The organism is Succinimonas amylolytica DSM 2873 (assembly GCF_000378405.1).
Classification (GTDB): domain Bacteria; phylum Pseudomonadota; class Gammaproteobacteria; order Enterobacterales; family Succinivibrionaceae; genus Succinimonas; species Succinimonas amylolytica.
On record NZ_KB899636.1, the window covers coordinates 1,730,929 to 1,757,395 of the forward strand.

At 49.8% G+C, this 26,467-nt stretch carries 15 protein-coding genes; 6 read left to right on the forward strand and 9 right to left on the reverse strand.

Annotated features, from left to right (window positions below; all coding sequences use genetic code 11):
- Window positions 1–944: 944 nt before the first annotated feature.
- Together F557_RS0107715 and F557_RS0107720 are read right to left on the reverse strand one after the other, a co-directional pair.
- A complete protein-coding gene (locus F557_RS0107715) occupies window positions 945–1,715 on the reverse strand; it encodes a hypothetical protein (protein WP_019001664.1) in 771 nt (256 codons plus the stop codon).
- Window positions 1,712–2,080, reverse strand: coding sequence for a histidine triad nucleotide-binding protein (locus F557_RS0107720; protein ID WP_019001665.1), 369 nt, complete (start codon window positions 2,078–2,080; stop codon window positions 1,712–1,714). The genes F557_RS0107715 and F557_RS0107720 overlap by 4 nt, the downstream gene beginning before the upstream one ends.
- Window positions 2,081–2,337: 257 nt before the next feature.
- Between F557_RS0107720 and F557_RS0107725 the strand changes: the two genes are divergently transcribed.
- Entirely contained in the window at window positions 2,338–3,126 is a 789-nt protein-coding gene (locus F557_RS0107725) for a TatD family hydrolase (RefSeq protein WP_019001666.1), read from the forward strand.
- Between the two features lie 77 nt (window positions 3,127–3,203).
- On the opposite strand, the gene F557_RS0107730 is transcribed toward F557_RS0107725, so the two are convergent.
- Complete coding sequence (locus tag F557_RS0107730; protein WP_019001667.1) at window positions 3,204–5,210, reverse strand: reverse transcriptase domain-containing protein; 2,007 nt, start codon at window positions 5,208–5,210, stop codon at window positions 3,204–3,206.
- Window positions 5,211–5,963: 753 nt separating this feature from the next.
- Here F557_RS0107730 and rfbA point away from each other — a divergent pair.
- From rfbA to rfbB, 4 genes are read left to right on the forward strand one after another with little or no spacing between them, the layout of a single operon-like run.
- On the forward strand, window positions 5,964–6,842 hold the full coding sequence (gene rfbA, locus F557_RS0107755) for a glucose-1-phosphate thymidylyltransferase RfbA (protein WP_026297814.1): 879 nt from the start codon (window positions 5,964–5,966) through the stop codon (window positions 6,840–6,842).
- A gap of 39 nt (window positions 6,843–6,881) precedes the next feature.
- A complete protein-coding gene (gene rfbC / locus F557_RS0107760; RefSeq protein ID WP_019001673.1) occupies window positions 6,882–7,430 on the forward strand; it encodes a dTDP-4-dehydrorhamnose 3,5-epimerase in 549 nt (182 codons plus the stop codon).
- The gene (rfbD, locus tag F557_RS0107765) at window positions 7,420–8,250 is read left to right on the forward strand and encodes a dTDP-4-dehydrorhamnose reductase (RefSeq protein WP_019001674.1); all 831 of its coding nucleotides are present in this window, start codon (window positions 7,420–7,422) and stop codon (window positions 8,248–8,250) included. Before rfbC ends, rfbD begins: the two co-directional genes overlap by 11 nt.
- Window positions 8,232–9,248, forward strand: coding sequence for a dTDP-glucose 4,6-dehydratase (gene rfbB / locus F557_RS0107770; protein WP_019001675.1), 1,017 nt, complete (start codon window positions 8,232–8,234; stop codon window positions 9,246–9,248). Before rfbD ends, rfbB begins: the two co-directional genes overlap by 19 nt.
- 406 nt (window positions 9,249–9,654) lie before the next feature.
- On the opposite strand, the gene F557_RS0107780 is transcribed toward rfbB, so the two are convergent.
- The 5 genes from F557_RS0107780 to F557_RS0107800 all read right to left on the reverse strand — a co-directional run bounded on the left by F557_RS0107780 (window position 9,655) and on the right by F557_RS0107800 (window position 20,786).
- The gene (locus F557_RS0107780; RefSeq protein WP_019001677.1) at window positions 9,655–12,735 is read right to left on the reverse strand and encodes a multidrug efflux RND transporter permease subunit; all 3,081 of its coding nucleotides are present in this window, start codon (window positions 12,733–12,735) and stop codon (window positions 9,655–9,657) included.
- Window positions 12,736–12,740: 5 nt separating this feature from the next.
- Window positions 12,741–13,850, reverse strand: coding sequence for an efflux RND transporter periplasmic adaptor subunit (locus tag F557_RS0107785; RefSeq protein WP_019001678.1), 1,110 nt, complete (start codon window positions 13,848–13,850; stop codon window positions 12,741–12,743).
- 182 nt (window positions 13,851–14,032) lie between these two features.
- Entirely contained in the window at window positions 14,033–14,971 is a 939-nt protein-coding gene (locus F557_RS0107790) for a glycosyltransferase (RefSeq protein WP_019001679.1), read from the reverse strand.
- 4 nt (window positions 14,972–14,975) lie between these two features.
- The gene (locus F557_RS0107795; protein ID WP_019001680.1) at window positions 14,976–18,842 is read right to left on the reverse strand and encodes an SEL1-like repeat protein; all 3,867 of its coding nucleotides are present in this window, start codon (window positions 18,840–18,842) and stop codon (window positions 14,976–14,978) included.
- Between the two features lie 210 nt (window positions 18,843–19,052).
- Window positions 19,053–20,786: a potassium/proton antiporter gene (locus F557_RS0107800; RefSeq protein WP_019001681.1), complete on the reverse strand. Its 1,734-nt coding sequence runs from the start codon at window positions 20,784–20,786 to the stop codon at window positions 19,053–19,055.
- Between the two features lie 292 nt (window positions 20,787–21,078).
- Between F557_RS0107800 and F557_RS0107805 the strand changes: the two genes are divergently transcribed.
- Entirely contained in the window at window positions 21,079–22,473 is a 1,395-nt protein-coding gene (locus F557_RS0107805) for a tetratricopeptide repeat protein (protein WP_019001682.1), read from the forward strand.
- A gap of 327 nt (window positions 22,474–22,800) precedes the next feature.
- Here the strand turns inward: F557_RS0107805 and F557_RS0107810 are convergent, their stop codons facing one another.
- The gene (locus tag F557_RS0107810; protein WP_019001683.1) at window positions 22,801–25,869 is read right to left on the reverse strand and encodes an RCC1 domain-containing protein; all 3,069 of its coding nucleotides are present in this window, start codon (window positions 25,867–25,869) and stop codon (window positions 22,801–22,803) included.
- Window positions 25,870–26,467 lie beyond the last annotated feature (598 nt).

Below are 26,467 nucleotides of genomic sequence, written 5' to 3' on the forward strand. Positions count from 1 at the left end.
TGCGTAACTGCTCAGGAATTTGAAGCAATGCTGGAAAACCTGAGCTGACAGTATTTTCGCAGGCTTTTTCTGCTAATGATGACAGCACTGTATTCATAGATATTTTTCCGCTGCATCTGCTGTTTTTGTTCTGAATGTATGGTCGGTTTTAATGTTTACAAGAGTTATGGGCAGGAACTGTTAGCGAAATAATGCCCGAGGATGTCAGACTCGGATTTGGAGGCTTTCCCGCTGTTATCAAGCAGACAAAAAAAGGACGGGGATTCGTTTTGAACCCCCGATGACACCGGAACATCTGTTCCAAGGCGAAACCGCAACCTCAGTCGCCGGTTTCTGCGGTGGCGCCTCTTTCTTCCATGAAGATCGCCGGGGAACGTCCCTGTTCCAACTTACCGCTATAGTCATTTTAGATCCCTGACATAGTAATGCAACCGAGAAAATACTCTGCTTAATAACGGTCTTACAAGGACTTCTTTTGTGATCTCTTTTAAGCTCCGTTATTAAAGTGCTCGTTCCGGACTTTCCGAAAACCGGGATGTTTATTTTCCGAAAAATCTCCGCCATAATAGGGCAAATGTCGCACAGATGAAGGCTATTCGGAGTAAGCTCTCCCGTAAAGGCGTTCTCTGGGCAGCCGAGAAACGAAATGATGCCTACGGTAAAGCATGACATTTTACCGGGAGGGGGATAACACGAGCCGGACAGAAGTCTGAAACGGGAATTTCGGGAATGAGCCCAGGACTGCGAATAAGATCTCCTGAAAACTACAGCAAGGAGAATCAATAGTAGCATCTAAGCAGATTGGAGGAGCTTCTCCATATCAAAACAGCGTCAATATGTTCTACCTTGCTCCTTCTCAAAAACAAAATGCTCCGGCTGTTCGGAGCATTCGGAATTTTCTGTTCCTTGTCTTGAATACGGGGAACACAGCCCCCGAACTGTCATCATTCGATAGGAACGGAACGCTGCCAGACTACGGAACCGGTGGCAAGTGACATGATCCGGAGGATGGCCACCGGCTTTTCCCGCTGAATCATGGTTTGTCCCGAAATAATGTAGTCAACATTCTGAGCTTTGGCAAGTCTGACAAGAAAAGCATTAGAGGCCTGTCCCTGCTGCGCGCGCATCTTCTTTTCGAGCTGGGAATTCATGATGTTATAGCGCCCGGATGATGAAAGCTCATCCTTAAGTATTGCTGTGAGGGACGTACCTTTGTAGCAGATTCCCTTTCCGGCTGAGAACCCGTTGACCAGCGTCAGGTTCGGCTGCTTTGGCTGATAGGCATTTATGGCCATCCGGGCCAGACTGCGCACGGCATTCTGGATGGCCGGAGCGTTATCGGCACAGCTGGCCACCGGCTTTTCGTAAACAGGATCCCGGAGTTCCGTTGTTCTGGCGGAAAGATCCCGCTGTCCGGCAGATGATATTTCAGTATTTCTGTTACTGCTGACAATATGCGGTTCTGGCGGGGCTTCCCTGACATTTGAAGGCGATTCTGCTCTCGGGGCCGCAGGCTTCGGTTTCTGCGGCTTGTCCGGATTCTCCTGTCTTTTACGGTTCTGTTGCCTTCTGTCGTGATGGGAATAGACCTCCGGAGAATTGGCTTTCTTCCCGCTGTCATTGCTACTGAAAACGTCCATCAGATTGCAGCCGGAAAGCATGGTTGCTACGGTTCCGGCTGCAATAACGGATATGATAGCCTGACTTAGTTTCATCTGGATTCTGCCTTTGTCAGGAAACCGCCGATACCGAGAGGCTCTCCGCCGATAAGGTGCAGATGAATGTGCGGCACAGCCTGGCCGCCGTGTTCGCCGACGTTGAAAATCAGGCGGTAGCCGTCAGCGGCAATTCCCATTTTTTCGGCCATTTTTTTGGCGGTGAGAACCAGCTTGCCGATCAGCAGGGCATCATCATCGGCAAGATCGTTAATTGAGGCGATGGCCCTGGTGGGAACAACAAGAAGATGCACTTTGGCACGGGGATTAATGTCTGCAAAGACGGTCACATCCTCATCCTGATATTTGATATCCGCGGGGATTTCGTGATTAATGATTCTGGTAAAAAGAGTTTGCTCTGCCATGATGATGTCTCCTTTAAAGACTGCTGTTGCGACTCCATTATAGCATTTTTACCGGGGGTTGCGGTCAGCCGCCTCTGGCGACCGTAAAACCGGGATTTCAGGAGTGCTGCCGGGATTTATTACGGATCTGCCCGGTTAGCAGTGCTTTAATGAGGAGTCATTCCGGCAGCAGATTGTTATTCCTGTCGCAAAAAATCCTCCGTGGTGTAAAATACCCCCGGTTTTAACAGGACTTGCAGCCGGAACAGGGAGGGCAGATGTTTTTAGTCGACTCGCATTGTCATCTTGACAGTCTGGATTATGAGAATCTTTTTCAGGGACCGGAAGAGGTTCTTAAAAGAGCTCGTGAGTCCGGGGTTACCCATTTGCTGTGTCCGGGGGTGGATTTTGAGAGCTTTCCCCGCATGTATGACATGATCAGGGATTTACCTCATGTCTGGGGGGCTGCCGCCATGCATCCCGAGAATATCACTCCGGATAACAAAGACTGGGAGGATGCGGTTCTCGAGGAATTTCTTTCCCGGGACAAAATTGTGGCGGTAGGAGAAACCGGACTGGATTTTGTCTGCACCCCGGAAACCCGGAGTATTCAGGAGGAGAGCTTTGCCCGGCAGGCAGTGATTGCCGAAAGGATGCATAAGCCCCTCATTATTCATGCCAGAGGATCTGCCGCCAGATGTCTTGACATTCTGAAAGGGGTGAACTTCCAGGATGCGGGCGGGGTGATGCATTGCTACTGCGATACTGTTGATGTGGCCAGGAAATCCCTGGATATGGGGCTTTTTATTTCGATTTCCGGTATTGTTACCTTCAACAAGGGAGAAAACGTCAGGGAGGTCTGCCGTTATGTTCCTCTGGATCGTCTTCTGGTGGAAACTGACAGTCCCTATCTTGCCCCGGTTCCGAAGCGCGGGAAGCCAAACGAGCCGGCTTTTGTCTCCTATACCGCAAAGACAGTGGCGGAATTAAAGGAAGTGACCTACGAAACCCTGTGTAACACGGTGTCCCGCAATTTTGAGGAATGCTTCAGGGTAACTCTCGACTGAAAGGAAGAAGACGGCGCTCTCTTATGGAATACCGCCGTCTTTGGTCATAAGCTCCGGCGCGGTGCCGGAGCTTTTTGTCAGTAGTAGCCTGATTCTTCCAAATCCTCCCTGATTATGGGATCTTCGATCATTTCTCCGATGACCAGACTGCTGGCTATGGCATCGATCTGCTTTTGAGATACTTCAGAATCTTCGCCGGCCAGTTCTCTTACAATCAGATCAATGTCAGTTCCTTTGCTGAGAAGGAGGTAATCCCGGGGGGTGATTTCCCCGCCTTTTTCGAATTTTTTGAGAATTTTCTGAATTTCGGGGGTGTCTAGAGACGTTTGGACAGTATTTTCGGCATCATCCGCGGTGCTGCCGGTGTCATCCGCCGTATTGCCGTCATGTCCGGTTCTAGTCCCGGTATCCGCAGAATCTGAAGATACGGCACTGTTTGCCGGGGCGGGATGGTCCCCCTCATCAGTGGCAGCGGAACCTGTGGAATCCATGGCCGGTTCCGGAGTGCCGGAGCCTTTCTCAGGGATGATGGCGGAATCCGGATCCGCAGGAGTAGCGTCTTCCTTTGCGGTATCAGCAGTATCGGGATCTGTGGAGGTTTTCCGGTTCTCGCCGGTGCTTTCTGCGGAACTGTTATAGAAGTCCTGAAGCAGCCCGGGAAATTTTCCGGGATGGCTGAGGATGAAGGATACCACAGCCTCCCGGTTCTGACCGTCATTAATTTCCGTAAGGGCCCTGTCAAAGCTCTGGTGCATTTTTGCGATATTGTCAGTAAGGCTGAAAGAGTGAACCCTCATGCTGTCAATTTTGTAAATGTAAGTAGATTTCCTGATGTTCCTGCTGAACTCGTAATAGGCCCGGACATGCCTTTTGACGGGGAATTTTTCAGTATTGAAGCGTGCGAAGAAGTGTTCTACCAGCCAGTCCAGATGATGAAGAAGCCTGGTATCATTGATCTTTCTGTAGTATGAAAGCCATCCCAGCTGTTTTTCGTCCACTTTTACACCGGAACAGAGCAGTGAAATCTTGGCTTTGAACTCAAACAGGAGAGTGCATTTTTCTATGACTGAGATTTGCGGATTCTTAAGAAGCTCCGAGTATTTACGGAACATTTTTTCAAGAGCTTCCTCATGTTTGAGAACAGAGGATTTTCTTACAGTAATCCGCGGGCCGTCGAACACGTAGCCCAGGTACTGGAGATGTCCGGCAAGTTCGCCGTCCTCATCCTTTTCATGGTTTATCCGGAGCTTAAGATCCGCCATATCCTGATCTATGGCGTTTTTTACCGTCTGGAAGCTGTCAGGTTCACAGAGTACCAGAATGTCATCCACATAGCGGAAAAAGGTGATTCCCGGATATCCGGAGTATTTCCTGTCCAGGTCCGCAAGATAAATTTCTGCCAGAAGACCGGAGCAGGAAAGACCTTCCGGTATTCCGTATTGCCTTTCGGAGCGGGATTTGTCAGTCTTTTTTGATTCCGGATCGTAGGAATCCGTGATTACGAGCTTCTGAAAAAGATCCAGAACCATCTGGTCATGAATTTTCTCCCGGAGCTTCCGGAACAGGAGATGATGATCAATGGTTCCGAAAAAAGTGGTGATGTCCAGCTTGAAAAATCTGGTATGGGCGCTTCTCTTGCTGAGAAAGCGTTTTATTACCAGATTCGGCATGAGTGGCCGGGTTTCTTCCGGAAAGGCGTGTTTCAGATATTCTGACAGGAGGGCGATGACTACCCGGTCTCTCACTGTAGGTATGCAGATCTTCCGGGGTGTTTTGTCCGGTCCCTTGGAGATCAGCTGAAGACGGTAGCGGGTGAAGCTGTAGGTTCCGGCAGCAGTTTTTCTTCTGATGATGTCAATTTCGTCCCGCAGTCTGCTGATAAAGGCCTGCGAGGATACAGAATCAAGCCCCAGGACGTTTTTGTTTTTGCCGATTATTTTGCTGTAGATGATTTTCAGGAGGTTTTCTTCAGAAAACAGACAGTTCATGCTGAATGCTGCTGTATTTTCCGGGGCTTCATCTGAAGATACAGCTGTGCCGGGGTCCGGAGCTTTCATATAGGATGGGGAGGCAGTGGTGTTCATGGGAGGACTCCTGAAGAGTTTTCTGGTAATAAGAGAGATTTCTGTGATGGTAGCAAAAACATTTCCGGGGGCAATATTTCGGTTCTGACGGTGATGCTATTATGCTAGAGGCCTCGATTTTTTGAGTTGGCGATTAAATGTAATCAGTAGCAGAAGACTGGCAAGGGAAATCACTTCAGCAGGGGAGAAGAGCAAGGGCGGAGAAGAGCAAGGGCGGAGAACATGCGGGAAAGGCCGAAATTGGGTGAAGCGGCGGAGTTTATGTACGAAACGTACAGATAATTCCACATGCAATCGCCTGCGCGATCAGGAAAAAACTCCGGTTGCCCGGGAGTTTAAAAAATCTAGTCTTAAGAATCAAAATTCTCCGGCCAGTGGCCGAAACCCCGCCGGAAACTATCTTAAGGCTCTTTCTGGAAATAGAAAGAATAATTGCCCGATATTGGGATACGGTTCCGGTTTTTCGGGGGAGCCGGAAGACATGGCAGTCAATGATGAATTATATTGGCAGTAGTATCACAGTGATCTTTTTTCTGGCTGCTTATGAATCTGGCAGAGCCTGAACAGCAGCGGATATGACTGACAGCGGAATCTCCCCGGACGGGATATTTCTGCGGGCAGCGGAATGGCGGTGTAACGAGGGAGCTTCCTGGTCTGCAGTTTTCCTGGTGACAGGATGAGATGTATCCGCCGGAAGATGGTTTTAGAAGCCGGGACCTGTTATCGGGCACCATTGCAGTAAAGAGAGCTTTTATGAAAGGTATAATTCTAGCCGGAGGTTCCGGCACACGTCTCTATCCTCTGACGCTGGTTACCAGCAAGCAGCTTCTTCCGGTGTACGACAAGCCCATGATTTTTTATCCCCTGTCCGTACTGATGCTGGCTGGCATTCGGGACATTCTGCTCATTTCCACACCTAAGGACCTTCCGAATTTCCGAAATCTTCTGGGAGACGGTTCGCGGTATGGTCTCCGTCTGTCCTATGCCGAACAGCCTTCACCGGACGGGCTGGCCCAGGCCTTTATTATTGGTGAGAGCTTTATCAGAGGAGACAGCTGTGCTCTGGTGCTGGGCGACAATATTTTTTACGGTGCCGGTTTGTCCCGCTATCTCGAAGAGGCCGGGAAGCTTACCAGCGGTGCTATGGTATTCGGCTATCATGTTGACGATCCCGGACGTTTCGGGGTTATTGAATTCGGCAGAGACAAGAGTGTCCTTTCCATTGAGGAAAAGCCCCGGAATCCCAAAAGCAATTATGCGGTTACCGGACTCTATTTTTATGACAGCCGGGTATGCGAGTATGCCAGAAGTCTTAAGCCGTCCCAGAGAGGCGAGCTGGAGATTACTGACCTTAACAGGATATATCTTCAGAAGAATCAGCTGTCGGTGATTCCTCTGGGGCGCGGTTTTGCCTGGTTTGATACCGGAACCGTGGACAGTCTCTATGCGGCGCAGACCTTTGTTAAATCCGTGCAGAGCATGGCCGGCATTTCAATAGCGGTGCTGGAGGAAATTGCATACAATAATGGCTGGATTGACAGAGAAATGCTTCTGGAATGTGCCAGAATGTACGGCAAGTCGGTTTATGGCAGGCATTTACAGGCTGTGGCCAGCGATCAATTTCTCTTATGACAGTTTTTTGCATTTTCAGGTTTGCGGTGTTGTCCGAAGATGAATTTTCTCAAAACCTCAATTGAAGGTGTTTTAATTGTAGAACCCTCTGTATTTCAGGATTCCCGGGGATATTTTTTTGAGAGCTATAACGAGAAGGTTTTTACTGCCAACGGCATTTCCTGCCGCTTTGTGCAGGATAACCAGTCAAAATCCTGTTACGGGGTGGTCCGCGGGCTGCACTGTCAGCTGGGAGAGCATTCCCAGGCAAAGCTGGTACGGGTTCTCAGCGGCAGGGTGCTCGATGTGGCGGTGGATATCAGAAAGGGCTCTCCGACCTTCGGAAAGCATGTGGCGGTAGAGCTTTCCGGCGATAATCAGAGACAGCTTTATATCCCCAGGCATTTTCTGCACGGCTTTTCTGTACTGAGCACTGAGGCTGTTTTCGCATATAAGGTTGATAATTTCTACTGCAGGGAAGCGGAATTCGGCATTGCCTATAATGATCCTGATATCGGAGTTGACTGGAAAATTCCTGAGGACAGAATCATAACTTCCGGGAAGGATCGTCTTGCCGCCAGACTGAAGGATATTCCCGATGAACGATAGAATACTGGTGACCGGAAGCCGGGGGCAGCTGGGAACAGAGCTCAGAAAGCTTCTTCCGGAGGCGGTTTATGCTGATGTTAATGAGCTTGATATTACGGATGCCGCCGCGGTAGGTTCCTTTGTCCGTGATAATCAGATTGCGGCCATAGTCAATTGTGCTGCATATACGGCAGTTGACAGAGCGGAGGATGAGGAGGAACTGGCCTACAGGATAAATGCGGCGGGGCCCGGCAATCTTGCAAAAACCGGGTGCCGGCTCATACATATCTCCACAGATTACGTTTTTGACGGCAATAGCAGTGTTCCCTACACTCCGGACGCTCCCCCCTGTCCGCTCTCCGCCTATGGAAGAACAAAGCTGGCAGGAGAAAAACTGGTTCTGGAGAATAACCCCAGGGCGGTGATTATCCGTACTGCCTGGCTTTATTCAAGTCACGGGAATAACTTTGTAAAAACCATGAGAATGCTGGGCAGTACCAGGGAGGCCGTCAACGTGGTGAACGATCAGATCGGCACCCCGACATTTGCCGGGGATCTGGCAGACGCCATTGTCCGGATTCTGCCTGAGGTTAGTGAGGAAAATGCCGGTATCTATCACTATACCAATGAAGGGGTGTGTTCCTGGTATGATTTCTCATATGAAATCATGTCCCTGTCCGGGTATGACTGCAAGGTAAATCCGGTACCGTCCTCCGAGTATCCTGTCAGGGCTCACCGGCCGCATTACAGTGTTCTGGACAAGAATCTTATTAAAAAAGTTTTCAGGATCGACATTCCCTACTGGAAAGAGAGTTTAAAGAAGTGCCTAAGTCAATTTTAGTAACCGGAGGTGCCGGTTTTATCGGTTCAAATTTTGTTACCTACTTCTGCCGTAAATACCCGGATTATTTTGTTATCAACCTCGACAAGCTGACCTATGCCGGAAATCTGGAGAATGTCAGGGAATGTGAAGGCAGAGACAATTATCTTTTTGTAAAAGGGGATATCTGCGATGAAGCGCTCCTTACCGGGCTGTTTAGTAAATATGACATTCGGGGTGTTATCCATTTTGCAGCGGAAAGCCATGTTGACAATTCCATAAAGGGGCCGCGGATTTTTGTCGAAACCAATGTAATGGGAACTCTGAATCTCCTGGATGTGGCCAGGAAGCACTGGATGGAGGGACCTTATAAATTCCGGGAGGGCTACAGCGCTGCGAGATTCCATCACATCTCCACGGACGAAGTGTTCGGCACTTTGGAAGCCGCGGGAGGCTATTTTTACGAAACCACGCCCTATGCTCCCAACAGTCCCTATTCTGCCAGCAAGGCCGGATCAGATTTTCTGGTGCGAGCCTACCATCATACCTACGGCATGAATGTGACAACCTCCAATTGTTCCAATAACTACGGTCCCCGGCAGCACCGTGAGAAGCTGATCCCGCTGATAATTTCCCATGCTCTTGCCGAAAAGCCGCTGCCTGTTTACGGAAAGGGCGTGAATGTCAGAGACTGGCTGTATGTTCTTGATCACTGCAAGGCTATAGACCTGATTTTCCATAACGGGGTTTCTGGTGAAACCTACAACATTGGCGGTCATAACGAAAGGAATAATATCACCATTGTTAAGACCATCTGTGCCATTCTTGACGAAAGGAAGCCCCGCGCTAACGGTCATAAGTATGAGGAACTCATAACCTTTGTTCCGGATCGGGCAGGACATGATTTGAGGTATGCCATAAATGCTGACAAGATTTCCTCTGAACTGGGCTGGCAGGCTGATGAAAACTTTGATACCGGAATTGTAAAGACTGTAGACTGGTATCTTGGCAATAGCTAGCGGGTTTCAGTGCAGTCTTATCATATTCACGGGGAGCTTATTTCCGGGATCCTTCCCGGCTGCATTCCGGGCTTTCCCGAATTCTACAGGTACTGCAGCGTTTTCTGCTTTTCTATCCAGGACCTTCCCGAAACCGGCAGGGTGTTTTAGGAAGTCTTCCTGCAAAAATAACTGACAGATCTTTGGACTGCGAGCTGGCTTTAGCAAGATTATTCTGATGAAAAAGAGCTGGATCCGGTCTTCTAATGATGCCTTTTGCTTCCTGAAGATCAGAAGCTCCTGGTGGCTATGGCCATACAGCCTGAATCATTTCTCGAGATACTTCTCCTGACCAAAAAATACCGGAACTCTGAAGAATTCAGAATTCCGGCACTTCTCATAGTGTCATTACGGTACGGCAGGCTTCTCAGGCCTGGTTCGGCACTGCACTCTGCCGGGGCTCATCCTCGATGAATTCCGGAAGCGGCTTGTGATCCTGTCCTACGAAGGAGTAGATCACCGGCAGCACAAAGAGGGTGAACATGGTACCGATGGAAAGTCCGGCTACAATTACAAGTCCGATGGAGAAACGGCTTTCCGCACCGGCCCCGCTGGCGGTAAGAAGGGGAACCAGACCGGCCACCATGGCGGCGGTGGTCATCAGAATCGGCCGCAGTCTTACAGAGGCAGCCTTCTTCACAGCTTCGATCTTGGAAAGACCGTTCTTAAGCTGCTCCTCGCGGCTTACCTCGCAGATCAGAATGCCGTGCTTGGATATCAGTCCCACCAGCGTAATGAGTCCCACCTCGGTGTAGATATTCAGGGTAGCCATGCCAACCGCCAGGAAGAGCAGGGCTCCGGAAATAGCCAGAGGCACGGCAATCAGGATTACGCAGGGATCCTTCCAGCTTTCAAACTGACAGGCCAGTACCAGGAAGATGATGAATACTGCCAGGAGGAAGGTGGAAGCCAGTGAACTGCCCTCAGTGGTAAACTGCCGGGATTCACCCTTGTAGTCATGGGTATATCCGGCAGGCAGGGAGGGTACCACCTCTGTTTCAAAGAAGCTGACGGCATCACCCATGGAGACTCCCGGATTCAGCGCAAAGCTCAGGGTGGCAGCATTCTGCTGCGACATCTTGGACAGGGTGGCCGGCTCAGTCTTAACCTTGACATTCAAAAGAGATCTCAGAGAGATCATTTTCCCTTCAGGATTTCTGACGAAGTACTTGTTAAGAGAATCCGGGTTCATGCGGTCAATACGTTCAGTCTGGGGAATAACCTCATAGGAACGGCCGTCAATGGACACGCGGTTGACATAGCCGTCGGCAATCATGGTGGAGAGCGTCTGTCCGATATCGCTCATGGTGATTCCGTAGGCGCCGGCCTTTTTACGATCCACATCGATGTAGAGAGTGGGGGAGTCATAGCTCAGATCGCTGTCGGAGTAGATAAAAAGTCCGCTCTTCCGGGCTTTGTCCATGACATTCTCAGCCACATCAAAAAGCTCCTCGAAGGAATTCGGAGTCATGATTACAAACTGCAGCGGAAGACCGCTGGAGCTTCCCGGCAGCGGGGGCATCTGGAACACGGTGGCGTTGATATTGGGATTCTGGGTGAGATTGGGGGATACCCGGGTAACCACATCGGCCTGCTTGTCGCGCTGGGCGAACTCCTTAAGAACCAGAATAGCCATGCCCTGGTTGGAAGCCGGAACACCAATCATGCCCAGGGTGCTGGAGACTGCAGGATCCTTGGCGGCTTCTGCGGTCAGCTTCTTGATGCCGTCCTCCAGATAGTCCAGGTTGGCGTTGCTAGGCGCCTTGCCCATCATCATGAATGCTCCGGTATCCTCATAAGGAGCCAGCTCGGAGGCGGTATTCATAAACAGATAGGGGAGAGTTGCCATAATTACCAGGGCGGTAATGACAATCGGGGTTCTTGTAGTCAGCACGGCACTCAGCATTTTGGTGTAAATACCGGTAAGTCCGTCCAGTACCCGGTTTACCACGCTTTCAAATATGCCGGGCTTTTCTTCGGCCTTCAGCATTTTGGAGCACATCATCGGGGACAGGGTAAGGGCGATAATGCCGGATATCAGCACTGAACCTGCCAGAGTCAGGGCGAATTCCGTGAACAGGGATCCGGTGATGCCGCCCATCAGGGCAATCGGGGAATAAACTGCTCCCAGGGTGATGGTCATGGATATTACCGGAATGGCGATTTCCCGGGTTCCGATAATGGCTGCCCGGAACGGATTAAGACCGTTTTTGATATGGCGGTCAACATTTTCCACCACTACGATGGCGTCGTCCACCACCAGACCGATGGCCAGCACCATGGCCAGAAGGGTCATGAGGTTAATGGAGAAGCCGCAGACGCTCATCAGCATGATTACGCCGATCATGGAGAGCGGAATAGTGATGATCGGAATCACCACGGCCCGGAAGGATCCCATAAACAGAGTAATGACCACCAGCACGATGGCGGCGGCTTCCACTATGGTGTGTATAACCTCGTGAATGGATTCCTCAATGGAAATGGTACTGTCATAGATAATGTCCATCTTCATTGACGGCGGCAGTCCCTTTTCCAGGGAGGGCATCATTTTCTTCACATCCGCGGCGATATCCAGCGGGTTGGCGGTAGGAGTGGCGTCAATAGCGGCAACTACGCCTTTCTGGCCGTTGGCAATGGAACGGAAAGTGTCGTGGTTGGCAGCCATGGATACCTTTGCCACATCCCTGAGCCTGACCACCGTGCCGTTCTTCGAGGAGATAATCAGCTCGGAAAGCTCCTCGGCATTGGATACCTGGGTGTTGGTATTGGTGTTCATCAGGGTGAAGAGGTTGTTGATCTGTCCTGATGATGTCTGGAAATTGTTAGCCTGGAGAATACCGACCACTTCGGCGGCCGTCATGCCGTGTGCCGCCAGCTTGAGAGGATCCAGCCAGATTCTCAGAGCATAGTCATTGCCGCCGTAAAGGGTTACCTTGGCCACGCCGTTTACGGTAAACAGCTGCGGAATTACCACGCGGTTAAGATAGTCCGTGATCTGCGGTCCCACCATTTCCTTGCTGGAAAACGAGATATAGAGCACTGAAGTGGTAGATCCGGTGGACAGGGTGATGGAGGGATCCAGAGCATCGGCCGGCAGCTGGGACTTCACCGAGTTCACGCGAGAAAGAATATCCGCCAGTGCTCCGTTAGGATCCGTGTTCAGCTTCATGTTGACGGTAATGGTTGATGTGCCCATCTTGGAGCTGGAGGTCATGTAGTCGATGTTGTCGGCCTGGGCCACCGCCTGCTCGATAGGAGCGGTGATAAAGCCCTGGATAAGATCGGCTCCGGCACCGTAATAGCTGGTGGTTACAGTAATAACGGTGTTGGTCATGTCAGGGTACTGTCTGACCGCCATGTTTTTCAGGGCCTGGAGTCCGAGCAGAGTAATCAGGAGGCTGATGCAGACTGCCAGCACCGGCCTTTTAATGAAGATATCTGTAAACATGCTGTTCAGAGCTCCGGAACCTGAGCCGGACGATCCAGTCCGTACTGGTTGGTGACCTTGATAAAGCTGCCGTTGGAGAGCCTTACCTGACCTTCGGTGACAATTTCGTCTCCGGGATTGAGTCCGGAGGTGATGACGATTTTTTCGCCGTTTTCATTTCCGGTGGTGACATTAACCAGTTCGGAAATCAGCTGCCCGTCCTGTCCGGTTTTCACCCGGTATACGGAGGTGCCATACAGGTTGAAGGCCACGGCATTTTTAGGAATGGCGATCTGTTCTGTTTCGGAGGGGAGCTGTACCATGACGTTGGCGTACATGCCGGTCACAAGCTTGGACTGGGGATTGGGAATGGTTCCCTGAACCTGCAGCACTCCGGATTCGTAGTTCATGACAACTTCAATGGCAGAAATTTCACCCTCAAAAACCTCACCGGGGAAGGTGTCCACGGTAAGAACCACCTTTTCTCCCAGTTTGATTTTGTCGACATCATTCTGCGATACTGCAAAACGCACCTTTACCATGGAGTTGTCTTCCAGATGGGCGATTTTGGCTCCCGGCTGCACATACTGTCCCACATAAACATTGCGGATACCGAGTTTTCCGGTAAACGGTGCCCGGATCTGCAGCTTGTCAATCATGGCCTTGATGGAGTGAGAATCAGCCATGGCTGCTTCGTAGTCGGCCTTTGCATTGTCCAGATCCTGCTGAGAGACGTTGCCCTTGTTGATCAGAGCAGAGTAGCGGACGAATTTTTTCTGAGCCGCTTCCGCCTTGGCCCGGGAGGCCTCATAATTGGCTCTTTCCACGGAATCATTTACCTGAACCAGAATCTGTCCCTGCTGGACAGTATCACCGGACTCGAAGTACAGCCCGGTAATGCTTCCGGAAACCTCTGACGAGACATCAATGCCCTGATTCGGTTCGATAAAGCCGATGGCACTGATGGTTTCCTGCCAGGGAGCTTTGGCAACCTTCATGACAGAAACCGGATTTACCGGCGGCTTCATGTTGGCCAGATATTCCTGGGTCATTTTATTTTTAAACATAATGAAGCCGATTACCGCTCCAAAAGCCAGTATGGTTGCCAGCGGTACGGCGATTTTCCAGAGACGCATATAAAAATCCTTAGTAATTTAGGATGATCCGGAAACAGATCCTGAATAAATACTCAATTGCCTTGTATTGTAAATTCTGCCGTCAATTTAGTACAGTATCAGGACAAGCATTTTCCTGAAAACGGGACACCGGCAACAAGGCGCATCCAGGGAACCCGGATGCCGGTCTCGGTTCATGGAGATTATTCCGCTCCTTTTCTGCTTCCGAACAGTCTTCTGATAAATCCCTTGCCGGATCTTCTTTTCGGCCTTTCTGAAATGTAGTATCTGACGTTGCAGAGGAGAATGGCTGTCAGGGTGCTTAAATAAAGGATCCAGGCGAACAGGAACATAAAGGGAATTGAAGAATAGCTGGACAGATAGTCGGAAAACCCTTTGAAAAATATTCTGATGTCCTGGGTTCTGAGATTCCAGCGGTGTCTGAGCCAGGACTGGTGTTTCAGAAACCAGGCGAGATGGTATCCGGTGCGGAACACACTCCGGGCGGTGATGGTGTTTCCGGTAAGACAGATGGCCATGGGGTTATAGAGCGTGCGGTAGCCCTTTGAGGCCAGACGGGCCGCGATGTAGATATCCGCAAAGGCATAGACATTTGCTCCGGGAACTACCCCCGGAATTGCCAGGTAGCGGGTGCGCCAGGCCACCATGGCAAAGCTGCTGAATACTCGCTGGAGATGCCAGGCGGGGATATCTTTTCTGGTAAACGGAAACAGAAAATTATGGGTATAGCGGGTAAGATGATGCCGGCTCTGGGTGGAGACCTGCCGTCCGGTTACAACTGCCAGATCCGGGTATTTCAGAAAAAATCTGAAAAGCTCGCAGATTCCGGAGGGATCTATTTCCACATCCTGGGCCAGGGAAATTAGAATGTCGGAATCCAGATTGTCGTAGATAATATGCCGCATCAGGGCAGTTTCATTCGCAAACGCTCTTTTGGCAAGGGGGATTACCTTGCAGCCGTAGGTCTGGGCTGTCTGCACAGTACCGTCCTGAGAACCCAGATCATAAATGCGAATCCGATCGGCGCTGATCACCCGCTGCGAGGTCAGACAGTGGAGGCAGTCACTGAATTTCTGACCGCCGTTACAGCTGACAATGGCAACGGTAATGATCATCGGCATAGCGCTAGCGTCCCAGCTTCAGAAAGTTGAGGAATGCCAGTCCATCATGCTTTCCGACTCCCAGTCCCATGGTATAGAGAGCCACCAGATGCTCCGCGGCGATACGGTTTCCCTGATCCGCCATATCGGTCAGGAAGGCAATGGATTTTCCCGGATCCCGGGGGCCGCCCTCTATGCCGTACATTCTGATGGCGGAGCTCAGCATGGCGGCTTTGACATCCTTCTTGCTGGCAGCCTTCATCAGTGTCGAAAACGCCTGGGCGCCATTCTTTCCGGTTCCGATGCCGAACAGCTGGAAAATGCCGAGATTGGTGATAGCCTTGAGATGGCCCTGAGCGGCCGCCTTTTCCATAAAGGTGCGGGCCTGGTCATAGTTTTTCAGGCTGTAGTATTTCATGGCAGTGTTGAACTGATCCTCGGCCTTTTCCGATTTCTCGTCTGACGATCCCTTTCCGGCAGGGTAGAGGAGCGTTGCCGGAGCGCATACCTTTGCGGCAGCGGCTTCAAGAGCTTTCAGATCCAGAGTTCCGCCGGCATCCAGGTAGTATTTAATGAACAGCGGATCCTTTATGGAGGCGGCGGCCAGCCAGTTTTTGTCCCAGGTCTTCATGCCGTAGATACCGGCCTGAACCGGATCGGCACAGTTTTTCAGAACCTTGGTATCTCCGGAAATCATGCTGCTCAGGAACAGGGCCGGCTTGAGACCGGAGTTTTTCAGGAGTCTTATGCCTTCCGCTTCGTCCTTGGGAGTTCCCTCGCCGTAGATCTTCATGGCTCCGAGATACTGCACGGCCTTTTTGTTCCCCTTCTCGGTACGCACCACCCGATCCAGAAGGGCGTAAGCCTCGCTGGCATTGGTGTAGCGGGGTTCGGTAAGCTTGATGTAGGCCAGCCGGTTCATGCACGAAACCTCATCCTTCATGGATCCCTGCGTGTACTGTCCGACTGCGGCCCGCATGTCCTTGTTTACGCCGCGGCCTTCCAGGAACATGTCTCCCAGCCTGCAGAAGGCAGCACTCTGACCTTCCTTTATGGCAATGCGGTAGTATTTTTCAGCCTCGGCATAATCCTTTTTAACGTTTATGCCCTGGTCATACATAATGCCCATCTCCAGGGGATGCTTTTCCTGAACCTCCCGGGGAGCTTTGGCAATGTACTTGAGCAGCTCTCTGGTATCGTTGGTTTTAATATAGTAGTTCATGAGCAGATTCTCAGCCTCCCGGTCGTTTTTGAGAGGCGTACTGTTCAGGTACTTTGCCCCCTCAAAGCTGGAGGGATTCTGCTTCAGGAGGGCAATACCGGCAGGACGGAAGGCTTCCTTTACATTTTTTCTGGCGGCATCGATATAGTATTCCTGGGCCTTTTTCTCATCCTTTATGGAAGGATTCAGATCGCCGGTGTAGATTTCGGCAAGATCGAAGGATGCCTTCGGAATGCCATAACGGCCTTTGGCGGCTCTGGAGAGGAAGGCGATTTCCTTTTCCAGGCTTCTGGTAACGCCATGCCCCTCCCGGTACATCAGTGCCAGAAGGTAATCTGCCTCCTTGTTCTCATGCTCTGAAGCCCGGGTGAGGTATTCCAGAGCCTTCTGATAGTCCTGGGGCAGATGCTTTCCTTCATAATAGAAATGTCCTGCATCGTTCTGAGCGTCGGCATGTCCCAGATCGGCGGCCTTGATAATCAGTTCAATTCCCTTTGCGGTATCTTCGGCGGAAACGCGGGGCTTATGAAGGTAGATAGAGCCAAGCATATAGGCGGCATCGCGGTTGCCGCCAGCAGCGGACTGATCCAGCAGTGCCTGGCCTTCGCGCAGGTTCTTTTTCACGCCCTTGATGCCGTTAATGTTGCGGATTGCCAGCTCGTAAACGGCATCCTGATTGTTTCTGGCAATTTCCTGTCTGAGCACGTCCGGCTTCACGTCACGAAGTTCCCGGGGTGTCAGAAGAGGCTTTTCCGGCTTGACTTCCTCAGGCTGGTTTTCTTCTGACAGCACTGCCACGATGCCGGATTCCGAGACCGGGGTTTCAACTGTTCCTGCCGGGGGGTTCTGACTGCCGGAATCCGTTTCCCGGGAAGCCAGAGCGGTGCTTTCCGTTCCTGCCTCGTTTCCGGCAGGAGCGGTATCCGGTGCGGCCGGTTCTGTAATAGTCACCTCGCTTTCCACCAGGGTATGGGTGCTGCCGGTATCAGTGATATCCGTATCCTCGGTATTGGCCGCCAGAACGGTGTCAGCCACATTTACCGAAGCTGCTTTCAGATCCTTTTCCTGCTGTTCCAGGTTGTCGGCGTAGATTCCGCGGCTGCGCTCATAAAGATAGTGGAACGGATCCTGATTGAGACGGTCGAAATCCAGACTGGACATGGCATCCTCGGCCCGCATGAATTCCTGCACCAGGTACAGCATATGACGGGACTTTCTGGCGGTGTCTGCCATCTGGCCGTTATGATGGAACATCTGCATTGATTCCGGACTGATGTCCAGAGTCTCCAGAAGCTTCATGGACTTCAGGTTGACGTTGAAGAGAGGACCGCTTTCGGAGGTGCCCACAAAACGTCCCTGCCGGGGATTCTGTTCCAGAGGATTTTCCACGGCGGCTACCTCGGAGGCGTTGATGGAAAGAGGAATCTCCTTCTGTCCGGAATAGAGGCCGGCAAGGAGATTCAGATCCGTCTTGAACATGGCCCGGTCACTGTCGCCCATTTTGTTGATGCCGCGTTTGAGAAGCTCCTCATAGTCCTTCATTTCCGGTACCAGAACGTAAATAGTGCCGAGATCCTCACAGGCGGCTATCGGGGTGGTAAGCTTAAGTTCCACGGCATTCAGCTGCAGTTTTCCGGAACGGGCCACATCCCGGAAAACCTTGCCGGTGCTTTTTCCGGAAACAGTGAAGGGAGTCGAGGTGTTCAGCCGGCATTCGTAGAAGACCCGGGCCCGGTCGAGATAACTCTGACTCCGGGACAGGGTTTTGCTGTAGTTTTCCCTGATAGAGTTGTAGTTTCTGGTTCGCTGATCCGGCTTGATGCCATCGATGAGGGAGATGTAGTTGATTACAGAAGGCAGTGACAGATTGAGCTTCTGTACCTCCTGGAGCTTTTCCGGTGTCAGGACAGCGAAATCCTCGGAGTTGTATTCGCTGATATCCCGCACTTTTTCTTCAGGATCCAGCGGCAGCTTCTGTATCAGGCTGTTAACCTCATGGGTGATGAAGTCTCTCATATCGAAGGGGGAGATGCGGCTGTAGTTGCCTTCTCCGATAAGAAAACGGCAGACCCGGAGAGCATTGATGGTACCATAGAGGGAGCGGATGTCATTGATGGTGTAGTCAATGTTCTTGTCGAAGGCCTGGTAGGCAGTAATGGTGCGTTCCATGTCAGAAATATCCGGTTCCAGAGAGTGGTAGAACGTGAATATGCTGGCCAGGCTGTCCACGTAGAACTTGTAGTTGGAGGTGGTCTGCCGGTTAATGAGGTGCTCTTCATAGCTTCTGATGCGTTTGTCCACTTCCTGAACCGCAACCTCTGAAAGATACGGAGTGATATTGACCGGATGATTGCGGTCATCCTCCGTCATGGCAGAGGACGGCAGCTCATTGCGCTTCTCAAAATCAAGATTGCGGAGTTTAGCCACCAGCCTGACATTATGAAGGTAGTTTTCGGAAAGAATGCTGTTATATAGTGCTGCCGCAGCATCCTCCGGGGTGGTGATCTCGTCAACAATTGAAATGTCATCAGGCTTCTTGTCGGATCCGCCTCCGAATATCAGATAGCCGCCGGTTCCCAGAATGGCAGCCAGAACTCCGATGGCCAGTAGCTTGGGAGCTGATTTTCCGTAAAGATGTCTGATGCGGTGTGTATTCTTGATTTTGGTCATGGATTTAAATTACTCTGCAGTTAATCGGTGCTGTTATGACGCTCTTTCCAGGCGGCTATGCATATCTCTCCGGGGATGATCTTCTCATGTTTAATTTAATTCACTGAATGCATGCAGCACAAAAATATTCAGGACTGCTGCATTTTACCTTAAATTTGCCAAATGTACGCATATTACGGGATCTGTATCTCCATTTACCGGTATGCAAACTCAGATGGAATCCAGCTTTTCGTATCCGATTTTGGTGATTTTGTCTTCCTGGGTTTCCTTTACGTAAAGTCTGATATCGATAATTGTAAGCCGATCACCCACTGCCGGGAAGCCTCCGAGCTGATAGGAAAGAAATTCATTCAGGGTCAGCGGCTTTTCAAGAGTGGTGATAATCAGGCTGTAGTCCCGGGAAACCTCGGTCATCTTCAGCTTGCCGTCCAGGATGATGTCCCCGTGATAGAAATGCGGGGTCTTCCGGACGTCGGCATTGCCGTTGAAGATAAAGTTCAGAAATTCCTCATCCTCGTTGTGGCCGATAATGGAGACCACATCCCCCTTTCTGAGGGTGGTGCTGCCGCTGGGCTTCACCATCTGTCCCTTTTTGAATACCGCCGCTACCTGGGTTTTGCTGGGGAACTTGATATCCCGGAGAGGAATGTCCTGAAATTTGTTGTGCAGGATTTCGTAGCTGAAGATCTGGTAGTCATCGTCAATGGAAATGCCGATATCGCCCTTGCTGATCGGTGCCAGAGTACTGGGGGCGTAGACCCGAAACACCTTCGCCATGGGCAGAATCGAGGCTCCCTGCACCAGAAGCGAGAAGATTACGATTACAAACGCCACGTTGAAATACATTTCGCCGTAGGGAACGCTGAACATGATAGGGTAGATGGCCAGAACAATCGGCACCGATCCCCGGAGCCCCACCCAGGAAATGAAGGCCAGATCTGCAGTGCTGTAGGTAAAAAAAGGTTTCAGGCACAGAAATACCGCTACCGGACGGGCGATAAAGGTCAGCACCAGGGCGATGATAATCCCTGTTCCCATATAGGGCATGAGACTGCTGGGGGTTACCAGAAGTCCCAGAATGAGAAAGAGGCCGATCTGGGAAAGCCAGGTCAGTCCGTCCAGTACCGGGAGAATATAGTTTACCTGACGGTTTTTGCGGTTGCCGATGCACATGCCGATAATGAAAATCGCCAGAAAGCCCGACCCGTCCAGGCTGGCAGTAATGGCGAAGCCCGTAAAGGCAATGCCGATTACCAGAAGAGTGTAGAGTCCGGTGGGAATGCTGATAATGCTGATAAGGTAGCGTGCCAGGAGCCCGAAGATGATGCCGAAGCCGGTACCGAAGGCAAACTGCTTTACAAAGAAAACGACAGCGTCAAGTATTGATACGGCGGTGCCGGTATTTTCGGCACGGATCAGGCTGATCAGCGTCATGGTGAGAAAGATGGCCATCGGGTCGTTAGTGGCCGATTCGATCTGCAGGGGGGATTCAACCTTGTTTTTCAGGGTAACCCCGTTGTTGCCCAGGAGGCTGAACACGGCACCGGCGTCGGTGGATCCGACAATGGCGCCCACCAGCATGCACTGATAGAAGGGCAGCTTGAACAGATAGTATGCGGCGCCGCCGACGATGGCCGAGGTTATCAGCACTCCGACAGTGGATAGCACCACGGACTGGACAGCAACGTTCCTGAAGGTGCTGAGAGAGGTCTGACAGCCTCCGGAAAACAGAATAACCGCCAGTGCTATGTTGGCGATCATGAAGGACAGATCGTAGTTGTTGAAGGCGATTTTAAGAATGATTCCTTCCGAACCGCAGAGCATGCCTATTCCCAGGAAGAGCAGGAGCACCGGAAGTCCCATAATCGAGGAGATACGGCTCGCAAATATGCTTACTGACAGCAAAAGACCGATAATCAGAATGGAGTAGTTAAGTGTATCCATAGCGGAACATGAGGAAATACGTAACGGAAATAAGCCTGTCTGTTAGTTTATGGTAATTCCTGAAATTATCAAGAACAAAATTTCCCGGAAAGAGGAGTGTTTTTGACAGCGGTGTCCTGTAAAAAGCCATGCAGGTCACTTTATACAGCGCTTATTTTTCATAAGGTGTTACGCGCGTAACGTCATTTGAAGTTTTCCGAAGATATTTACCGCAGTGCTACTTTCCGAACAGGTATAATTGTGAACATGATTCAGGGTTTTTTATTGTTTATCGGGATGGCGTGCTAGCAAGATGACCAGATTTTCGCGGGCGATATTGTTTACGGCCTTACTGGCGTCCTCCGGAGCCTGGGCTCTGTCGCAGGATATGCTCTACGGTCTTTTTTCCAGGGATGACTGTATTCAGGACGGCCTTCCGGCGGATTTGTGCACCCGGGGACTTCATGATATGGATCGGGAGGCCCTGCGGAAGATCGGGGCTCTCTACCTTAAGGACACTCCGGACAGAAACCGCTATTTCAGGGGAATAACCGCTTACGGCCTGGCGATCAGAAACCATGATCCCCAGGCAGAAACCGAACTGGCTCTGTATTACCTTAATAATGTCAGTGAAAAGCATGATGAAGCCGTACGGCTTCTGCATCTGGCGGCTTTGAACGGCGTTCCGGAGGCGCAGTACTATCTGGCTCTTCTCTACATGGTGGGCGACGGGGATATCAAGCAGGATTTTCTGGTGTCGTACTCCTGGGCCATGAGAGCCGCGGAAAAGGGTTTTTCTCCGGCGGTAAGCTTTGTTGGCTACTGCTATCTCAGCGGCACCGGGGTCATTAATTCCCTGAAGGATTCTGTTAAGTGGTATGTCAGGGCTGTGGAGATGGGGGATCCTAATGCGGCCTATGCCCTGGGGTGGCTTAAGCTGGTTTCTAATGCGCCGTTCTTTGATCCGAAAGAGGCTCTCCGGCTTTTTAAAATCAGCAGTGAGGCCGGAATTCCCGGTGCCGACAATGCTATCGGCGTGATGTACGGCGAAGGTATCGGAACAGAACGGGATTTGCGCCTTTCTGATTATTATTTCGAGAAGGCGATTAAAGCCGGCGACAAGGCTGCCATTCTTAATCAGGCCATTCGCAATGTCAGAGTGGAGGGAACCTCTGATCCGGTGAAGAACGAACGGAATATTGCTATCTTTATCCGGGCTTTTGAAAACGGGGAAGCCGATGCTGCAGCCGGGATTGCCAGGATTTATCTCGGCGGTCAGGAAAAATTTGGACAGGGCCAGGTTTTAGAGGCTATAGACTGGCTCAGAAAAGGTGCGGAGATGGGGTCAGCGGTTTCCATGTATCTTCTGGGCAAGAGCTACGCTGAGGGACACAACATTCCCAAGAGCTGTCATGACGCCTTTACCTGGTCATCACGTGCCGTTGAAAAACAGTTCTATCCGGCTGAAAGGGTGCTGTCATCTCTCTATGAAAACGGCTGCGGGGCTCCCCGGGATAATGAAATGGCCCGGGCTCTCATGGATCGCTATGAACGGCATGCCTCTCATGAAATTTTTCCCTACAAGGTGCTTTTCTACCGCCCGCAGTTTTTTGGATCCGGAGAGGATACGGTGGCCCCGGGGCATTATCATGAACTCTTTACCGGCAGAAAGGATATTCCCCTGGAGGAGCCTGCCGGTACTGAGTAGCCTGTAGCCGTAACCTTTTTACTGTTCACAGCTCCAAAAGTACCTGATTTGACGATAGGTATTTTTCGAAATACGGAGTGTTCGCTATTCCTGTCGGCGAGTGTTCGGGATCGGTGATCAGGATAGCGTGTCTGTGCTAAGCTTCTTTCTGATTGTCTGACGGGACTGTTATAGGATTTTTCCACAGAGAATCTCTTTTTGAAACCGGGGTAGGTAATCGGACCTGATAACATGCAACCAGCGTGCCCTAACAGACTTATTGGCACAAAAAGGCGGATCCGAAGATCCGCCTGTATAAAGAGAAATGTGTTAACGAAAATCAGCTAATCAGTCCGACCATTGAACTTTCTTCGGAGTATTATCATAGGAATCAGGCTTATCAAAAAATTCATTGTAACCGCCTCCCAAATAACCACTACTATAAATATGATGATTATAACGAGTATACCATGGATTAGACCATGCTTCCTGAGCTTCCCCAAATGAGAACAGAGTTTGATATTCACCCAAACCGGTCTGCCCAAAAGTATTGGAACCCCAGCACCAGAGAGTGTTTGAATCGTTTGCTGCTGTGTCAGAAACAAGGGCACAGGCAGATCTCTGATTTACAGAAACAGCATTGATTGAAGGTGACACACCATCAAACACTATTTCAGAATTGTTCCCAATCAGTCCGTATGATAGATTGTCTGATGTGCTAGAAAAACCATACATTTTGTTTTCGTCGGTGAGTACAAAAACATAGCCATTCTGATTAGCCACAATATCGGTGATCTTTTTGCCATCAGATGGCACTATCCATATTTCTTTCGCACCACTAAGTATCCTATTATATTCGCTACGATTATTACTATTGTCAGTTTCAACTAAAAATAATTTATTGTTAGAATCGGTTGTAACATAGTAAAAAGAACTGTCAGAATCAGAACGATAACCAGTGATGGCTGTATAACCTATGATATCTATTGCCGCCACATGTTTGATTTCGATTCCCTTGTTAATAATCTCCGAGTTTTGTGAGAACTGATGTTCCTCACCATCATCATCTATGTAACCAAGAAGTTCATAATGTTTATCCTCAATGAACTCATCCACATGAGTATCTTGTTCTCCGTCACGTACATAGAATGATTTTCCATCAAGGACATTCTGAACGTTGGTAATTTTCTGTCCAAACATCGGCCATTTTCTGCCTATGTAATCTGTATCATAATAATACCAAACACCAGAACTAATCGTTTGCGAGTTGTTACCAGGGGTATAACATGTATCAACAGATGTAGGAATTTGATAGTTGTTATCAAAGTAATTCTTTACATCTGCCCCATACAGTTTTCTGTTGTGACTTGTAACCAAACCACCCACGTCATTACCCCAGCACCATAGATTATGCCCTTCTTCATCTGTTGTTTCCTCTGTTGACAGAGCGCAGTGTGCCCAGAAACCAGATTTGGTAATGCTCCTGAACTTTACGTCACCGGCAGGTACCCTGACAGGATCTGTAACAATCTTTATTTTATCTGTAATATCACCGTTGCAGTCATTTACAGTAAAAATCGGTCTTACAGTCTGGCTTTCGAACGCATCACCAAGCTCCTGGGCAGTATTGTCACCCCAGCAGTAGATATCTCCTGCGAAGGTCAGTGCACAGCTGTGATCCACTCCGAGAGACAGATCTACCACAAGACTGAGATGTCCGGAGCTAGCACCCTGTTCACCGGTTACAACCTTGCTGGCATAACCTATGTTCATGTTTTCAGTTTTGTACTCCGCACTGCCGAGTCCGAGCTGACTGCTGGAATTACTGCCCCAGCAGTATACTTCGCCGTAGTGAGTTATTGCACAGGCATGTCCGTTTCCGGTCACTACCTTTGACACTCCGGTTAGATTTACGTAATAATCGTCAGCAGTTTCATCAGTTACCTGCGGGTTTCTGATTTTAACATTGCGCGGTGTTGCGGAGTAGTTGCCTACCAGGTACATCAAATTATCATTATTACCACCAGAGTAGGTTCCGGTGCTCTTCTTTTCTTCAGTGAAGGCAGGATCCCCCAGGTTGTTCCAGGCGTTGTTGCCCCAGCACACTGCCTCACTGAGCCTGTTTACAGCACAGCGCCAGTCATCGGCAATGCCTGCACTCAGTGCCTCATACTGGTATCTCTGTGCTGCCAGATATGCTGCGATATTATCCGGAGTGATTTCATCCATTTCGGTAATATAATTCACCATCGGTTTAACTCTGGTTTCAAGTTCCTCAGCAATAGTTGCTGCGTCAATTGTCATATCCAGTTTTTCGGTATCCTCAGGCTGCGGGATATAACCGGTTCTTACCAGGGTCTCGCCGGCAATAAGCGCCTTTATGCACTGGGCTTCTTTCTCATCATCGCCGCACAGTTCAGGAGTACCGTAGTCAGTTGCGGTAATATCTGTCATAACAGTATTGTCGATTCCGAGAGATGCGGTAATGGTATCGACTGTTGCTTTGTAGATTTCCGCGCTGGATTCCTTATTCCTCAGAACTATTTCAGCTATGGTGGTGAAAGGAGATACTACAAATGCCGGCGCATCATCGGCGATTTGAGAATTGAAGGTATCCTCGTCAAAATATTTTGTTCCGACAAGCATAAAATCACGGTCTGTCAAAGTTCCGTAACCAAAAATATTATCAGTAGTTCCCTTCGGAACGGTTGCCTTGAATTTTACAAATCCCTTTTCTTTAAGAATATCAATTCGATCTTTATCCAGGTTAATCTCGATATCACCGTTATCACCGGTTGTGTACTCAGCGGTATCTTCTGAAGGGCTGAATCTATCATCGCATGGCAGTGTAGACTCTGTATCATCTACAACGCATACCGGAACGCCTCTTATATAGCCATCGATAACCTTAACCTTGAGAACACCTGTTGTTATAGTATCATCCAGTTCTTCGGAATTGTTATCGTCGTTTGAATCTTCGGAATTATTGTCGTCGTTCGAATCTTCGGAATTATTATCGTCGTTCGAATCTTCGGAATTATTATCGTCGTTCGAATCTCCGGGATTGTTATCGTCGTTCGAATTTTCGGAATTATTATCTTTGTTTGAATCACCGGAATTGTTATCTTTGTTCGAATCACCGGAATTGTTATCTTTGTTTGAATCTCCGGAGTTGTTATCTTTGTTCGAATCACCGGAGTTGTTATCTTTGTTCGAATCACCGGAGTTGTTATCTTTGTTCGAATCACCGGAATTATTATCTTTGTTCGAATCACCGGAGTTGTTATCTTTGTTCGAATCACCGGAGTTGTTATCTTTGTTTGAATCTCCGGAACTGTTATCTTTGCTAGAATCTTCCGGAGTCTTGTTATCTGAAGGATTCGAAGGCTTAACAGGTTTATTCGGATCTGCCGGCACAACGATCGGTTTTGACGGAGTTTTTGGAGTTTCCGGTTTAGCAGGGTCTGCAGAAGAATTGTCGGACTCAGCTGTTTTTTCCGGATCTTCGGAATCTGCCGGTTTTGCAGGGGTATCTGTAGGGTCTGAGTGTTCCGCCGGGTTTTCCGGATCTTCCGCAGGCTTATCTGCTTTTGATGTTGTAGCATCGGATGAAGAATCGTCATTATCTAGGACGGAAGTTCCAGTTCCTTCGCATCCGACTAAAAAGAAACTGACGATAATGGAGGTGATGAGTAATTTTATCTTACATTTCGCAGTTGAGATTGCTTAATTACCACTTTTTATAATGGGCTGGAGGAATTTCAAATTCCTTTTTGAGACTAGCATGTTGTGACGTCGATTAATATAGGGGTTTGTCACAAAAAATACATATATAAAATATTTATTTTTAAAATGTGATACAAGGATCGCTTTAATATTATCTCGCTTGTGGCAGGCGATTTTATTTCCCTAGAATACGGCGATTATTGCCAATTTTGGGGGATGTCATGGCCGTTATTACGAGAGAGCAGCTTAAACCTTTAACCATGGGGCATTTGGGACTGGTTGGAGCTTT

Excerpts from the sequence above, each read along its gene's own strand:
- F557_RS0107715 (WP_019001664.1), bottom strand. The coding sequence starts at position 1,715 with ATGAAACTAAGTCAGGCTATCATATCCGTTATTGCAGCCGGAACCGTA.
- F557_RS0107720 (WP_019001665.1), bottom strand. The coding sequence starts at position 2,080 with ATGGCAGAGCAAACTCTTTTTACCAGAATCATTAATCACGAAATCCCC.
- F557_RS0107725 (WP_019001666.1), top strand. The coding sequence starts at position 2,338 with ATGTTTTTAGTCGACTCGCATTGTCATCTTGACAGTCTGGATTATGAG.
- F557_RS0107730 (WP_019001667.1), bottom strand. The coding sequence starts at position 5,210 with ATGAACACCACTGCCTCCCCATCCTATATGAAAGCTCCGGACCCCGGC.
- rfbA (WP_026297814.1), top strand. The coding sequence starts at position 5,964 with ATGAAAGGTATAATTCTAGCCGGAGGTTCCGGCACACGTCTCTATCCT.
- rfbC (WP_019001673.1), top strand. The coding sequence starts at position 6,882 with ATGAATTTTCTCAAAACCTCAATTGAAGGTGTTTTAATTGTAGAACCC.
- rfbD (WP_019001674.1), top strand. The coding sequence starts at position 7,420 with ATGAACGATAGAATACTGGTGACCGGAAGCCGGGGGCAGCTGGGAACA.
- F557_RS0107780 (WP_019001677.1), bottom strand. The coding sequence starts at position 12,735 with ATGTTTACAGATATCTTCATTAAAAGGCCGGTGCTGGCAGTCTGCATC.
- F557_RS0107785 (WP_019001678.1), bottom strand. The coding sequence starts at position 13,850 with ATGCGTCTCTGGAAAATCGCCGTACCGCTGGCAACCATACTGGCTTTT.
- F557_RS0107790 (WP_019001679.1), bottom strand. The coding sequence starts at position 14,971 with ATGCCGATGATCATTACCGTTGCCATTGTCAGCTGTAACGGCGGTCAG.
- F557_RS0107795 (WP_019001680.1), bottom strand. The coding sequence starts at position 18,842 with ATGACCAAAATCAAGAATACACACCGCATCAGACATCTTTACGGAAAA.
- F557_RS0107800 (WP_019001681.1), bottom strand. The coding sequence starts at position 20,786 with ATGGATACACTTAACTACTCCATTCTGATTATCGGTCTTTTGCTGTCA.
- F557_RS0107805 (WP_019001682.1), top strand. The coding sequence starts at position 21,079 with ATGACCAGATTTTCGCGGGCGATATTGTTTACGGCCTTACTGGCGTCC.